This is a genomic window from Bordetella holmesii, from assembly GCF_020735985.1.
Taxonomy (GTDB): domain Bacteria; phylum Pseudomonadota; class Gammaproteobacteria; order Burkholderiales; family Burkholderiaceae_B; genus Bordetella; species Bordetella holmesii.
This window is the reverse complement of the sequence record NZ_CP085973.1, coordinates 2474767-2488177: the sequence shown is the minus strand read 5'-3', so window position 1 is coordinate 2488177 and position 13411 is coordinate 2474767. Positions and strand designations below refer to the sequence as shown.

General features: G+C 62.0%; 11 protein-coding genes and 2 pseudogenes. 6 read left to right on the top strand and 7 right to left on the bottom strand.

What is annotated here, in order from left to right; all coding sequences use genetic code 11:
- Positions 1 to 36: 36 nt before the first annotated feature.
- The 6 genes from phaR to LK440_RS11915 all read left to right on the top strand — a co-directional run bounded on the left by phaR (position 37) and on the right by LK440_RS11915 (position 4862).
- Positions 37 to 597 carry a polyhydroxyalkanoate synthesis repressor PhaR gene (gene phaR, locus LK440_RS11940; protein ID WP_005012387.1) on the top strand — a complete coding sequence of 187 codons (561 nt, stop codon included), beginning with the start codon at positions 37 to 39 and terminating at the stop codon, positions 595 to 597.
- 173 nt (positions 598 to 770) lie between these two features.
- Positions 771 to 1310 carry an iron transporter gene (locus LK440_RS11935; protein ID WP_005012388.1) on the top strand — a complete coding sequence of 180 codons (540 nt, stop codon included), beginning with the start codon at positions 771 to 773 and terminating at the stop codon, positions 1308 to 1310.
- Between the two features lie 35 nt (positions 1311 to 1345).
- The gene (locus LK440_RS11930) at positions 1346 to 1645 is read left to right on the top strand and encodes a cupredoxin domain-containing protein (protein ID WP_242697772.1); all 300 of its coding nucleotides are present in this window, start codon (positions 1346 to 1348) and stop codon (positions 1643 to 1645) included.
- A 10-nt stretch (positions 1646 to 1655) separates the two neighbouring features.
- Entirely contained in the window at positions 1656 to 2501 is an 846-nt protein-coding gene (locus tag LK440_RS11925; protein ID WP_005012391.1) for an FTR1 family iron permease, read from the top strand.
- A 21-nt stretch (positions 2502 to 2522) separates the two neighbouring features.
- Positions 2523 to 3902: a 4Fe-4S binding protein gene (locus LK440_RS11920; RefSeq protein WP_005012392.1), complete on the top strand. Its 1380-nt coding sequence runs from the start codon at positions 2523 to 2525 to the stop codon at positions 3900 to 3902.
- Between the two features lie 87 nt (positions 3903 to 3989).
- Complete coding sequence (locus LK440_RS11915) at positions 3990 to 4862, top strand: PhzF family phenazine biosynthesis protein (RefSeq protein ID WP_025341351.1); 873 nt, start codon at positions 3990 to 3992, stop codon at positions 4860 to 4862.
- Between the two features lie 166 nt (positions 4863 to 5028).
- Here the strand turns inward: LK440_RS11915 and LK440_RS11910 are convergent, their stop codons facing one another.
- The 7 genes and pseudogenes from LK440_RS11910 to LK440_RS11880 form a co-directional block, all read right to left on the bottom strand.
- Positions 5029 to 5364 carry a BON domain-containing protein gene (locus tag LK440_RS11910; RefSeq protein WP_005012394.1) on the bottom strand — a complete coding sequence of 112 codons (336 nt, stop codon included), beginning with the start codon at positions 5362 to 5364 and terminating at the stop codon, positions 5029 to 5031.
- A gap of 49 nt (positions 5365 to 5413) precedes the next feature.
- Positions 5414 to 6634 carry an ISL3 family transposase gene (locus LK440_RS11905; protein ID WP_005011985.1) on the bottom strand — a complete coding sequence of 407 codons (1221 nt, stop codon included), beginning with the start codon at positions 6632 to 6634 and terminating at the stop codon, positions 5414 to 5416.
- A gap of 121 nt (positions 6635 to 6755) precedes the next feature.
- Complete coding sequence (locus LK440_RS11900) at positions 6756 to 6920, bottom strand: DUF1328 domain-containing protein (protein ID WP_005012396.1); 165 nt, start codon at positions 6918 to 6920, stop codon at positions 6756 to 6758.
- Positions 6921 to 6977: 57 nt separating this feature from the next.
- Entirely contained in the window at positions 6978 to 7178 is a 201-nt protein-coding gene (locus tag LK440_RS11895; RefSeq protein ID WP_005012397.1) for a CsbD family protein, read from the bottom strand.
- 304 nt (positions 7179 to 7482) lie between these two features.
- Positions 7483 to 8016: a cytochrome b gene (locus LK440_RS11890; protein WP_005012398.1), complete on the bottom strand. Its 534-nt coding sequence runs from the start codon at positions 8014 to 8016 to the stop codon at positions 7483 to 7485.
- 148 nt (positions 8017 to 8164) lie between these two features.
- Positions 8165 to 10738 (bottom strand): annotated as a pseudogene (gene cphA / locus LK440_RS11885) (cyanophycin synthetase).
- 68 nt (positions 10739 to 10806) lie between these two features.
- Positions 10807 to 13373 (bottom strand): annotated as a pseudogene (locus LK440_RS11880) (cyanophycin synthetase).
- Between the last annotated feature and the right edge of the window lie 38 nt (positions 13374 to 13411).

Genomic DNA, 13411 nt, shown 5'->3' with positions numbered 1-13411 from the left:
AAGAATTAAAGAGATCTCCCGATCTCGGGGACAGCCATGACGCAAGCTCAATCCGACGCGCCGCAACGTCTGATCAAAAAATATCCCAATCGCCGCTTGTACGACACGCAGACCAGCAGCTACATCACGCTTGCCGATGTCAAGCAACTGGTGCTTGCCGATGAAGCCTTCCAGGTGGTCGACGCAAAAAGTGGCGAGGAACTCACGCGCAGCATCCTGCTGCAGATCATTCTCGAAGAAGAAAGTGGCGGGATGCCGATGTTTTCGTCGACCATGCTGTCGCAAATCATCCGCTTCTACGGGCATGCCATGCAGGGCATCATGGGCAACTATCTGGAGAAGAACATCCAGGCCTTCATGGAAATCCAGCAGCGCATGGCCGAGCAGTCCAAGGGGTTGTATGGCAGCCAGTTTGGTCCGGAAGCCTGGACACAGTTCATGAACGTGCAGACGCCCATGCTGCAGAAGATGATGAATAACTATATTGACCAAAGCAAAAATCTGTTCGTGCAAATGCAGGATCAGATGCAGGATCAAACGCGGGCCATGTTCGCGAATTTTCCTTTTCAACCGGGGCAGGGCCCCGGACGTAAATAGATTGGGTTGATAGTTTTTTTGTAAGAAAGCGCCTTTATGGCGCTTTCTTGCTTTCGAGCGGCCCGATGGGGGGGGGGTGCTTTAAGGTTTGTGTCAGCTCTCTGCCGCTACATTAATGAAAACGGTTCTTGTTTGTGTTTTTGCAAGTTGATACTTACCCGAGGATAAGCTCAATGTTGAAAAAAGCGTTCTGGCTCGCTGCGGCCGCGATGACTGTCTCCGGGGCTGCGACAGCCGCCGAGTATCCGATTGGCAAGCCGGTCGAGAAGGGCGGGATGGAAATTGGCGCAGTTTATCTGCAGCCGGTCGAAATGGATCCTCCGGGTGTGATGCGCGCGGCCAAGGATTCCGACATTCACCTCGAAGCCGACATCCATGCGCTGGCCAACAATGCCACCGGTTTCCCCGAAGGCGAGTGGATGCCTTACCTGGTGGTTAATTTCGAGATTCAGAAAGTCGGCAGCCAGAATGTCCAAAAAGGGCACCTGATGCCGATGGTCGCCAACGATGGCCCTCATTATGGCGACAACGTCAAACTCGAAGGTCCGGGCAAGTACAAGCTCAAGTACACCATTCAGCCGCCGACGGCCGACAAAATGTCGCATTTCGGTCGCCACGTCGACAAGGAAACCGGCGTGGGTCCGTGGTTTGAGCCGTTCGAGCTCGAATATGAGTTCGTCTATGCCGGCACCGGTAAGAAGGGCGGGTACTAATCGTGCGAGCGTTGTGGGCGTTACTGCTGGCGTTGATGCTCTGGATGCCCGCGCATGCGGACGAGTTGCCGACTTTTACGCTCACCTTCAAGCCCGACGGCACGTTCGAGCCGGCCAGGCTTGAAGTGCCGGCCGGTCGCTTCAAGATCGAACTGATCAATGAAAGCAATGAGCCGGTGGAGTTCGAGTCCATCCCGCTGCGCAAGGAAAAGGTGCTGGGCCCTGGGGTGAAGTCCTTCGTGGTCATTACCATTTCACGCCCTGGCGAGTATCCCTTTTTCGATGATTTCCACCAGAACGTGAAAGGCACGCTGGTGGTCAAGCCCAAGGAGTAACCGGGCCCTTATGGAACAGGTTGCATTTATTGTCTGGCGCGAGAGCGTCGAAGCCCTGCTTGTCGTGGGCATTCTTTATTCGTGGTTGCGCGCGACCCCGGAGGGGCGCCGTGGCATGCCTTATCTGTGGGGCGGTGTGGCAGCCGGCTTAGGGCTGGCCCTGTTGCTGGCGCTGGTTCTGCTGGGCGTATCCGAATGGCTGACCGATAGCGGGCAAGAGTGGTTCCAGGCAGGTATGTCGCTGGTGGCCTGCGTACTGGTCGTGCAGATGGTCATCTGGATGAAGCGCCACGGGCGCACCCTCAAGCGCGAGCTCGAGGGCGGTGCCAGACAGTCCGTCGCCAATGACAATTGGTGGGGCTTGCTCATACTGGTTATGATTGCGGTGGCTCGCGAAGGCAGCGAGACCGTGGTGTTCCTATATGGCACCGTGTCGGCCGCTCAGGATGGGGGCAGCCCGTTCATGCTGGCCTTGGCCGGAGTGGGTGGCTTTCTTGTCGCGTTGCTGACGTTCTGGCTTTTGCAATTGGGTGGCAAGCTGATTACCTGGCGGCGGTTTTTCCGCATTACGGAAGTATTGCTGCTGTTGTTGGCCGGTTCGCTCTTGGTCGGTGGCCTGGATCATTTGATTTCGTTGGATGTGCTGCCCACTATCGTCGATCCGGTGTGGGACAGCTCATGGCTGCTCGATGACAGCAGCGGTGTGGGCAAGATTCTGGCCGACTTTGCAGGGTATCGCGCCTTCCCGGCTTTGATTTCAGTGCTGCTGTGGTTGGCTTATTGGTTGGTGGTTTGGCTATTTTTGCGCCGTGCCGACGGTCAGGCTCAAGCAGCACAAGTGACGGCTCGCTCATAAGGTGGCCGACGAGGTTTAGTAATGGCTTCTGCACTCGGGCGGAGCACCGCCCGCTTTACTGGTTTTCTTCGCGATCATGCCCCGCTGCTACGCAAGCTGCAGTGGGGCATTGTCGCGATATATGCCTTTCTTTTGATCGTCCCGGTGTTTTTGCCTTTGCCGGACAACACGGCATCGGTCTTCAATAACCTCACGGTGCTGGCGCAGTTCGCTTTCTGGGGCATCTGGTGGCCGTTCGTGCTGGTGTCCATGCCATTGCTGGGACGCGCCTGGTGTGGCTGGTTTTGCCCCGAGGGCATGCTCACCGAATGGGCCAGCGAGCGTGGCCAGGGGCATGCCATCCCCAAGTGGATGCGCTGGGGCGGCTGGCCTTTCGTGGCCTTTGCGCTGACCACGGTCTATGGCCAATTGGTCAGCGTCTATCAGTACCCACTGGCCGTGCTGGCGGTTCTGGGCGGTTCGACGGTGGCGGCCATGATCGTCGGCTACCGCTACGGGCATAGCAAACGGGTCTGGTGCAAGTATCTCTGTCCGGTCAACGGGGTATTCAACTTGCTGGCCAAGTTGGCACCCTGGCACTACAAGGTCAGCGAAGAGGCATGGCGCCACCCGGTTATTCGCATCGAGCCGATCAACTGTGCCCCGCTCGTGCCCCTGCGGCACATGAAAGGCGCCGGTGATTGCCATATGTGCGGCCGATGTAGCGATTACCGCGGCGCGATCGCGCTGACCCCGCGCTCGCCCGAGGAAGAAATCGTCGATGTGGCTCATGGCGATGGCTGGCAGACCATTCTGATCTGTTTTGGCCTGATGGGTGTAGCCATTGGCGCCTTCCTCTGGAGCGCCAGCCCCTGGTTCGTGACGTTCAAGCAATGGGCGGCGACCTTGCTGGTCGAGCATGACATCACTTGGCCGTTGGTCGACAATGCGCCCTGGTTCATTCTGACGCATTACCCTGAGGTCAATGACAGCTTTTCCTGGCTCGACGGGCTGGGTATTCTGGTGTTTGTGGGCGCAGCGGTGCTGTGTGTGGGCGGAGCGGCATTTCTGGGCCTGTGGCTGGCTGATCGTATCAGCCCGCTGGCGCCGCGTGGCCCAGGGCTCGCAGGCGTGCATAAGCTGGCGCAGTCCCTGATTCCTTCTGCGGGCATCGGCGTGTTTCTGGGGCTGTCAGCCACCACGGTGACCCTGTTGCAGCATGAGGGCGTGCGAACGGGTTGGGTGGCGCCGTTGCGGTTTACCTTGCTGACGCTGGCGGTACTCTGGTCTTTGCGCCTGGCCGCCAGGGTCTTGGGGCAGCGCCCCGGCGGTGCCCTGCGCCATGTCCTGTCCTGGTTACTGGTGGGAGCCGGCCTGGTACCCTTTTGCTTGGCCTGGTGGCTGTTCTTCGTGGCCTGGTAAAAAACACGCGCGTCTGTACCTGTCGCGCTTTGCAGGTGCAGGGCTATATTGTGGGTCCTCTCCCCAGCCTTCGGCCGCGCCGCCATCATGCCTGATTATCGATATCGCCTTGTCAATGTGTTCGCCGATTCGGTGTTCGGCGGCAACCCGCTTTGCGTCTTTGAGGATGCCCGCGGCATGTCGCGGGAGGTCATGCGTGACCTTGCGCTGCAGTTCAACCTTTCCGAGACCACCTTTGTCCTGGATCGGACGCAGCCGGGCGTGGCTGAAGTCTGCATCATGACGCCGACCCACGAGATGGCTTTTGCCGGCCATCCCTCGCTGGGCACGGCGCACGTTTTACGTGAACTGGGCCAGGCGAGCGACGATACGGTGGTGTTGTCCCTGCCGGCGGGTAAAGTGCCCGTCGTGGCTCAGGGGGATGTATGGACGCTGGTTGCGCCATCGACCGGTGCGCCTGGCTTGCGGCGAGCAGGCGTCAGCCGCGCCGACGTTGCCGCTTTTCTGGGTTTGTCCGTCGAGGACCTTGCCGGCGACCCGGTTTGGGTGGACACGGGCATTGAGCAATGCGTTGTGCCCTTGGTGTCGCCGGAAGCCGTCAAACGGGCTGCGCCGCGCGACTGCCTGCAGTGGGAGGACAGCCGTGATGGGCGACGGGTTCTCTATGCCTTTGCATTTGCCGGCCAGCAGCGCGCGGGTCGTGAGGTCGTTTGCGCGCGCTATTTCAGCGCTCGTGGAGCCGGGGTGGTAGAAGATCCGGGCACCGGCTCGGCTTGCGCCAATCTAGGCGGGTGGTTGCAGAGCCAGGGCCGTGAGGTGGCGGGCGGGGTGCTAGTCGAGCAGGGCGACCTCGTGCGACGCCCCTGCCGGCTGTTTCTGGATGTTGATCCCCAGGGCGGGCAGATTCGCGTGGGTGGGCAGGTCCGCACGTTAGGCGGCGGCACCATTCATCTGCCCTGAACGCGGCGTGCTGACGCCAGAGGCAACGGCCCCGCTCAGCGGGCGGCCTGCACGGGGGGCCTTTTGCGGAACGCTTGCGCCGGGACTGACGTCGTGAGCAAAAAAAACCGGGCTCTGACAGAGCCCGGAAAATCCGGCGATCAATCGTGCGACTGATGCGCGGCGCTTACTTGGCCTTGGCGGGATCAACCTTCACGTTGTTTTGGACTTGCTTGACGTCTTCGACCCCTCGGGTCACGACGGCAGCTTTGTCCGCCTGGGCTGCCGTGCCCACGGTGCCGCTCAGGGTGACTACCCCGCTATTGGTTTCAACGGCGACATCCAGCGCGCTCAGATCCTTGTCGCCTACCAATGCCGCCTTCACCTTGCCGGTGATAGCGGTGTCGCTGGCGTACTCGCCCACCGATTGCTTGGGCTTGTGATCGTCGGCGGCGTGAGCCACGGTGGCGAAGGCCGCAGTAGTGCCAAGGGCGATAGCTGCAAACAGTTGTTGAGTTTTCATAGTCGATCTCCCACTAGTTATGGTGCTTGGGGACGCTCAATTTTTAGGTTCATCGAGGAATACCGGGGAATGCAGACCGGATCTTGAGGAAGAAGTACTCCTGATCGCGGTAGCCGTAGGCGCGGCGCTTGATGACTTTGATGGTGTTGTTGATGCCCTCGACGATGCTGGTGTTGAGCCGGTGGCGACAGCGAGACAGAATCCCGTGCAGATAGGCTTTTAGCTTGAGCGCGAAGTGAGCCAAGGCGGCGATGCCGCTGCCCTGAGCCTGTTGCAGCCAGTGATCCCATGCCTGGCGGGCGTAGCCGGGGTGTTGGTAGAACCACAGCTGTTTGAGCTCATCGCGCATCAGATAAGCGGTGAGCAAGGGCTGGTTGGCCTGGAGCAACTCGTCCAACTTTACCGATTGGCACGGATCGAGGTTTTTGCGATTGCGCAGCAGTAGCCAGCGACTGGACTTGATCACCCGGCGGGCCGGCTTGTCGTGCCGCAACTGGTTCGCTTGGTCTACACGCACCCGGTCTATCACTTCACGGCCGTACTTGGCCACGACGTGGAACAGGTCGTAGACGATCTCGGCGTTGGGGCAGTTGGCCTGGATCTCCAGCTCATAGGCCGTCGTCATGTCGATCGCTACGGCCCGGATCTGCTGGGCAACCCCAGTTGGCAGTTGTTCGAAGAAGGCTCTGGCCGTCTCGCGCGAGCGGCCATCACCGATCCATAGCACCTGACGGCGGATCGGATCGACAACGACCGTGGCATAACGATGGCCCTTGTGTAGAGCGAACTCGTCCATCGCTAGGTAGTGGATCTGGCTCCAGTCCGGCTCTTGGATCGCCCGTCGCAGCAGGGCCTTGTCCAGCGCCTTGACCGTGTGCCAACCCAGTTGGAAGAAGCGCGCCACGGCCAGAATGTTGCTGGACTCAAGCAACTGGCTGACCGCCTCGGCCAGCCGGTCGGTCACTCGCTGGTAACGGCCCAGCCAGCTCAGCCTCTCCAGATGCGGTCCACCGCACTGCTCGCACCAGACCCGCCGACGCGGCACTACCAGCGTCACTCGCAGCGCCATTAGCGGCAGATCCCGCACCCGGCGCGTGGTCGTCTCATGCACCTGCCGACATCGGTTGCCGCAGTGCTCGCAGTGCATCGTTCGCGCTGAAGGCTTCAGGTAAATCGTGACCGTCCGGCTCTCACCTTCAGGCCACACGACCCGCTCCACCCGATAACCTTCCCACCCACCCAACCTCTCGATCGTCTTGCGGTCCAGCATGATCCCGGCCTTGATCCTTGAAAAATCAAGGATCAAGCGTAACGGCAATCAAGCACGGCTCCACGCTATTCCGCGATGAACCAATTTTTAGCGCCGCGGCGGGTGGCCGCATATCCGGGTGCTATTTCTTTCTAAGTGTGCCGCTGAGGATGGACAGCAGCGCGAGCACCAGGAAAACAAAGAATAGAATCTTGGCGATACCGGCAGCGCCGGCGGCAATGCCGCCAAAGCCGAGCACGGCAGCGATGATTGCAATGACGAAGAAAACAACCGCGTAGTACAGCATGACGATTCTCCTCGTGAGGTTGGCGCCAACCGCGCAGGGCGGTCAGCGCGGGGCAGGTCAGCGATTCTTATCGAAGAAGTCCGAGACTTCTTTTTGGGCTTCCTGCTTGGTCTTGCCGTAACGCTCTTGAATCAGGCCCGCGAGGCGCTCTGCATTGCCTTCGGTGCGGGTGAGCTCGTCATCGGTGAGTTCACCCCAGGCCGCCTTGGTCTTTCCGGTCAGTTGCTTCCACTTGCCAGCAATGATGTCGTTGTTCATCTCGCCTCCTTGCGTTGCTTCTGTTGGGGAGTTCGCCTGGCCGGGCGACGCTTCCGTGGGTTACCGATCGGCATGGGTCTACCCTAAAAGCCGAGGCATCAGGCTGTCAAACTTGGCTGTGGAAGAATGTAACGGAGGCGGCCTGCGCAATGGGTAAGCGGGGCCCGGGGGGAGTTTCAGAGGGAAAATGCCGTGGAAATAGCCTGAGTTGGCAGGCTTTTTTCCCAGGGCAAAATTTATTTCGCTGTTACGTTGCGGACAGATTTTGTCCTAAACTGATGCGGTTATGTAACTTAATTATTCATCAAAGCATGCGCCGCAACGTGTCGTCGCGCTTGATGTAGTGATGCCACAGTGCCGCCAGGGCGTGCAGCCCGATCACGAAGTAGAACAGGTTGCCCATGAGCTCATGCGATTCTTTGACCAGTGGGCGCCATTCGGGATTGGGCGCGGCAATGCGAAAGCTCCAGTCCAGGCCGATGAGGGTCACGGGCCGGTCGGCCAGGTTCAGCGTAAGCATGCCCAGCAGGGGTTGTGCCAGCAAGAAGATATACAAGGCCAGATGGGCCAGCCGAGCCAGAATGGACAGCAACAGGGACTCATTGAGGTCGACCGGAGGCTCGTGGCGGGCGCGCCATCCGATACGTATCATCGCGGCGACCAGCACGAGGCAGCCGGCCCACTCGTGCATGCCGGTCCAGAAAGGTCTGGAGGGGTCGCCCTTGGGGCCGCGGATCTCGATGGCGAGGTAGGCCAGAGCGACCAGCAGGGCAGTCATCCAGTGCAGGACGACGGCGCCCCGTGTGTAGCGTGGTGGGGCGACGGTTGACTCGGACATCGGCTATGGCTCCGGGCTGAAGGAGCGCATATCGTAGGGGAAGTTAGCTGTCTATTGGCTTGATCTTGAGCCAATTGTTCGGTTTTTTCGCGCAGAATTGCCGTCTGCCGGGGCTGCGGGCGAAGGCGCCTGCCTTCGCCTGCCGCGCTCAGCCTTTTTCGGCAACGCGCTGAGCAATGTGAGCCAGCGCTTCTTCGACCTGATCGACCAGGATCAGACACAGATCGCCTGGCGCCAGACGTTGCAGTGCGCGGTCGATGGCAACGAATTCGCCGCGGATTTCCTCGATGTGAGACGCGCGGCTGGCCTGGGTCAGTCCCTGCCGCAGCAAAGCGATCACTTCGCCATCTTCGCGCCCACGTTGGCACTGGTCTTCGTAGAGCAGCACGTCGTCGAAATGCTCGCCCAGGATTTCGGTCTGCTGGCGCAGATCCTCGTCGCGGCGGTCACCTGCGCCACTGATGACGACACTGCGGCGCTTGGCCGGCATGGCGTCGACTGCGGTGACCAGAGCCTGGATCGCGTCCGGGTTATGGCCATAGTCGGCGATCAGCGTGGCACCGCCGTAGTCGAACACGTTGAAGCGCCCCGGGGCGGTTTGCGCGTCATTGACGAATGTTGCCAGCGCCTGCCGGATCGTGCCCCAGTCCAGCCCCAGCGCCCAGGCGGCACCGACGCAAGCCATGGCATTTTCCACCTGGAAGGTGATGGTGCCGTTGCGCGTAAGGGGGATATCGGCCAGAGGGATGAGGACTTCGTGGCTGCCCTCGGCGGCGACGATGCTGTCGCCCTCGCGATACACCACGCGTTTGCCCTGGGCGCGATGGGTGCTCATGAGGGAGTGATTGCGGTCTTGGGCAAAATAGGTGACGTCGCCGGGGCAGGCGCTGGCCATCTCGGCGACGTGCGCGTCGGCGGCGTTGAGCACGGCCATCCCTTTGCTGCGCACGTACTGCACGATGACCCGTTTGACCACGGCCAGGTCTTCGACGGTGCTGATATAGCCCAGACCCAGGTGGTCGCCCATGCCGATATTGGTGACGATGGCCACGTCGCACCGGTCAAACGCCAGCCCTTCGCGCAAGATGCCTCCGCGTGCGGTTTCGAATACGGCTGCGTCCACATCGGGATGCAGCAGAATGCGCCGGGCGCTGCGCGGACCACTGCAGTCACCGGTGTCGATGCGGCGCTTGCCCACATAAACCCCATCGGAATTGGTCATGCCCACGCGGTTGCCGGCGCAGGTCAGGATATGCGCCGACAGACGCACGGTAGTGGTTTTTCCGTTGGTGCCAGCCACGGCGATAACCGGGATGCGGGCATCGTCGCCCTCGTCGAACATCTGACCGATGATGGCCTCGCCTACTGCGCGCCCCTTGCCGAAAGACGGGTTCAGGTGCATGCGCAGGCCCGGTGCTGCATTGACCTCGACCACGCCGCCGTGTTGTTCTTCCAAGGGCAGATGGACGGTCTCGGCCACGACATCAACACCGCAGATATCCAGGCCGATCATGCGGGCGGCCGTGACGGCACGTGCGGCCAATTCGGGGTGGACCTCGTCGGTGACGTCGGTCGCCGAGCCTCCGGTGCTCAGGTTGGCATTGTTGCGTAACACCACCAGGGCGCCGGCCGGCGGCGTGGACTCGGGCGTATAGCCCTGCTTGTTCAGCACGCCCTGAGCGATGTCATCCAGACGGATCTTGGTCAGAGCCGTGGCATGCCCGTCGCCGCGCAGGGGGTCGGTGTTGACCTGCGCGACCAGTTCGCGAATGGTGTGCACGCCGTCGCCGGTGACTTGGGGCGGGTCGCGGCGCGAGGCTGCCACCAGTGAGTTGCCCACCACCAACAGGCGGAAGTCGTGACCAGGGATGTAGCGCTCGACAATGACTTCGGAGCTGATCTGTGAGGCGGCTTCAAAGGCGGCCAGCACACGTTCACGCGTCTCGATGTTGACCGCAACGCCGCGCCCCTGGCTGCCATCGCGCGGCTTGACCACGACCGGTCCGTTAAGATCCTGGGCCGCCTCCCAGGCGGCTTCGGCATCCTCCACGGAGCGGCCAAGCGGCACCGGTACCCCGGCCGCATCCAGTAGCATCTTGGTGAGGTCTTTGTCCTGCGCGATGGATTCGGCGATGGCGCTGGTGCGGTCGGTTTCGGCGGCCTGGATACGGCGCTGCCGGCTGCCCTAGCCGAATTGCACCATGCTGCCCTGAGTCAGCCGGTGAAACGGAATGCCGCGCGAGGTCGCCGCCGTGACGATGGAACCGGTCGACGGGCCCAGGCGCACATCTTCGTCGAGTTCGCGTAAGCGGGCCAGGGCCTGGGGCAGATCAAAAGGCAGGTCCAGTCGGGCGGACTCAAGCAGTGCCTGAGCCAGCTCCATGGCCAGGCGGCCAACCTCTTCTTCGCTGTATTCGACGACGACCTGAAACACACCCGGTTCGATGGTCGTCGAGGTGCGGCCAAACGTTACAGGGCAGCCGGCATGGGCTTGCAGGGCCAGGGCGCAGGCTTGCAGCACATGGGCCAATGAAACGGACCCGCTGTGCCCTTCGGGCAAAAGCAGGCCGATCTGGGGAAAACGCGCGCGCAACCTCGCCTCGAAGTCAGGCATGTTGTCGATAGAGCATTCATTGTCGGCGCAGGCCGCAATGGCTTCTATGGCGGTATTACGGCTCCAGAGGTTGGGGCCTCGCAAAACGCGGATTCGGGAGACTTCCATGGCAGGCTTTCCTGTCGTCGAAGCGCGCTGCCGGTAGGCAGCGCCTGTAGAGTGTTTGTCGGTCGTTGTTATTGTTGAATCCAGCGGCGCACCAGATCGATGGTCGGTCCGGAGAACGCTTCATCCGATTGCAGCAGGATGAAGTCTTCGCTGGCCCGGCCATCGAGCACATGCCCGATGGCGCGCGCATGATCGGGCTCGTCCACGATCTGCACGGTGCGACCGCTGTCTTGCAGGCCCTGGCGCAGTAACGCTCGCGCCTGGCCGGCCGGACGGCGGCTTTTGACGGTGGTGTCGTCATACAGCACCACCAGGTCGAACAGTTGCCCCAGCAGGCGGCCCTGTTCGATCAGGTCGGCATCACGGCGGTCGGCGCCACCCGAGTAGACGGCCACACGGCGCTTGGCTGGAAAGCGGCGCACCGCCGTGGTCAGCGCGCGCAGCCCGGAGGCATTGTGCACATCGTCGACAACGACGGTGACGGAATCGCGTTCGAACACCGTGAATTGCCACGGTGCGTCGGCCTGATCGATATCGAAGGTTTCAATGCCGGCGCGGATGAGCTCGATCGAGATGTCCAGCGCCCAGGCCGCGGCCACGGCCGCCAGGACGTTCTCGGTCTGAAAGTCGACGCGCGCGCCATGGGTCAACGGCACGGCAGCAATCGCGGCCAGCGTTTCCTCGTGCTCGCCACGAGCCAGCACGATCTGGCCGTCGCGGACGTATACGGCGCGTCTGCCTTGTGCGCGCTGCTGCACCAGAGCGGGCAATTCAGGGTCAATGCCAAAGAACAGTACTTCGCCGTCGCAGAGTTCGGCCATTTCGACCACACGCGGGTCGCGCGCGTTGAGTACGGCCGCGCCGGAAGGCAGGACGACGTCGACCTGGGTGCGAAACACCGTGAACAGGCGCTCGGTTTCATTGATGTCGAAGTCGCCCAGGTGGTCGCCGTCGTCGATGTTGGTTACCACGCCGACCTGGCAGCGGTCATAGGCCAGGCCCTGGCCGAGGATGACGGCACTATCGTTCTCGATGACCGCAGCCTCGACGTTGCGGTTCATCAGCACGCGGCGGCCGGCCGCCCAGTTGGCGCAATCCCCTTTTTGCACCAGCCGTTTGTTCAAGTACAGGCCTTCACTGCAAGCCAGCCCGGTCTGCTTGCCGGACAGGTGCAGCAGCCGGCTGATGAGACGCGCGACCACGGTTTTGCCGTTGGTGCCGGTTACGCCGACGATGGGAATGCGGCCATCCTCTCCTTCGGGAAAGAGATGGTCCACGATGGCACGTCCGACCGGACGCGGCTTGCCGTCAGCGGGTTTCAGGTGCATCAGCAGGCCAGGGCCGGCATTGACCTCGACGATGGCGCCGCGCTGTTCTTCAAGCGGGCGCGAAATGTCTTCGGCCACCAGGTCGACGCCGGCGACGTCCAGGCCCACTGCGCGGGCGGCCAGAGCCACGAGTTCGGCGGTATCCGGGTGCACGCGATCGGTGACATCGAAAGCCACGTTGCCGCTGCGTTGGATAAGCACCCGGCGCCCGGCGGCCGGCACGCCGTCGGCGGTCAGACCCTGACGGGCGATCTCCAGCCGCGCGGCGGAGTCCAGTCGTACGGGATTCAGCGGGTGGTCTTCGGTGCGGCCGCGACGCGGGTCGGTGTTGATCTGGCTATCGATGAGGTCCTGGACAGTGGAGGTGCCGTCCCCGGTGATCCAGGCCGGTTCGCCGGCCGCCGCGGCGACCAGGCGGTCGCCAACCACCAGCAAACGGTGTTCATTGCCGGGCACGAAGCGCTCGACGATCACGCCACTGCCTTCGTCGACCGCGACGGCATAGGCCGATTCGACCTCCTCGCGGCTCGATAGGTTGGTGAACACGCCCCGGCCATGATTGCCGTCATAGGGTTTGACGACCACCGGCAGGCCGATGCTTTCGGCGGCCTCCCAGGCCTGTTCGATGCTATCGACCAACTGGCCTTCGGGCACGGGCACGCCGCAAGTCTGCAGAATGCTCTTGGTCAAATCTTTGTCGCGGGAAATCCCCTCGGCGATGGCGCTGGTGCGATCGGTCTCGGCTGTCCAGATGCGGCGCTGGCGCGCCCCGTAGCCGAACTGCACCAGATTGCCTTCGAACAAGCGGGTGTAGGCGATGTCGCGATCGTCGGCAGCATCCACGATGCAGGCCGTGCTGGGACCCAGGCAATGGCGGTCCACCAGGCGGCGCAGATCCGAGACGGCCTGCTCGACGTCAAAGGGACGGTCCTCGATGGCAGCCATGACCAGGTCGCGCGCCGTGTGCAAGGCCGCCCGGGTCACTTCCTCATGCCAGGCACGGACCACGACTTTGTACACGCCCACCGTGGATGTCTCGCGCGCTTTGCCAAACCCGCCTGGCAGGCCGGCCAGGTACCTTCGCGCAAACGTTGGAGAAAGCCTCCGCGCACGCCCGGGCTGCAGCGGTGTTCGATCAGCGAGGGTAACCAGGCGGTCAGACGTTCATAAAAGCCCGGGATGACATTGGAGGGGCACTCTTCCAGCGCACCGATGTCAACCCACGCCTCTAGCACCGGACGATAGGTCCAAATGTTCGGGCCGCGCAAAGCCACGACATCGAGAAATTCAATGTCCTTCTTTTTCATGATTCGTTCTTTGGTTATGGCGCTTGGCTCGCGCAGGG

Excerpts from the sequence above, each read along its gene's own strand:
- phaR (WP_005012387.1), top strand. The coding sequence starts at position 37 with ATGACGCAAGCTCAATCCGACGCGCCGCAACGTCTGATCAAAAAATAT.
- LK440_RS11935 (WP_005012388.1), top strand. The coding sequence starts at position 771 with ATGTTGAAAAAAGCGTTCTGGCTCGCTGCGGCCGCGATGACTGTCTCC.
- LK440_RS11930 (WP_242697772.1), top strand. The coding sequence starts at position 1,346 with ATGCTCTGGATGCCCGCGCATGCGGACGAGTTGCCGACTTTTACGCTC.
- LK440_RS11925 (WP_005012391.1), top strand. The coding sequence starts at position 1,656 with ATGGAACAGGTTGCATTTATTGTCTGGCGCGAGAGCGTCGAAGCCCTG.
- LK440_RS11920 (WP_005012392.1), top strand. The coding sequence starts at position 2,523 with ATGGCTTCTGCACTCGGGCGGAGCACCGCCCGCTTTACTGGTTTTCTT.
- LK440_RS11915 (WP_025341351.1), top strand. The coding sequence starts at position 3,990 with ATGCCTGATTATCGATATCGCCTTGTCAATGTGTTCGCCGATTCGGTG.
- LK440_RS11910 (WP_005012394.1), bottom strand. The coding sequence starts at position 5,364 with ATGAAAACTCAACAACTGTTTGCAGCTATCGCCCTTGGCACTACTGCG.
- LK440_RS11905 (WP_005011985.1), bottom strand. The coding sequence starts at position 6,634 with ATGCTGGACCGCAAGACGATCGAGAGGTTGGGTGGGTGGGAAGGTTAT.
- LK440_RS11900 (WP_005012396.1), bottom strand. The coding sequence starts at position 6,920 with ATGCTGTACTACGCGGTTGTTTTCTTCGTCATTGCAATCATCGCTGCC.
- LK440_RS11895 (WP_005012397.1), bottom strand. The coding sequence starts at position 7,178 with ATGAACAACGACATCATTGCTGGCAAGTGGAAGCAACTGACCGGAAAG.
- LK440_RS11890 (WP_005012398.1), bottom strand. The coding sequence starts at position 8,016 with ATGTCCGAGTCAACCGTCGCCCCACCACGCTACACACGGGGCGCCGTC.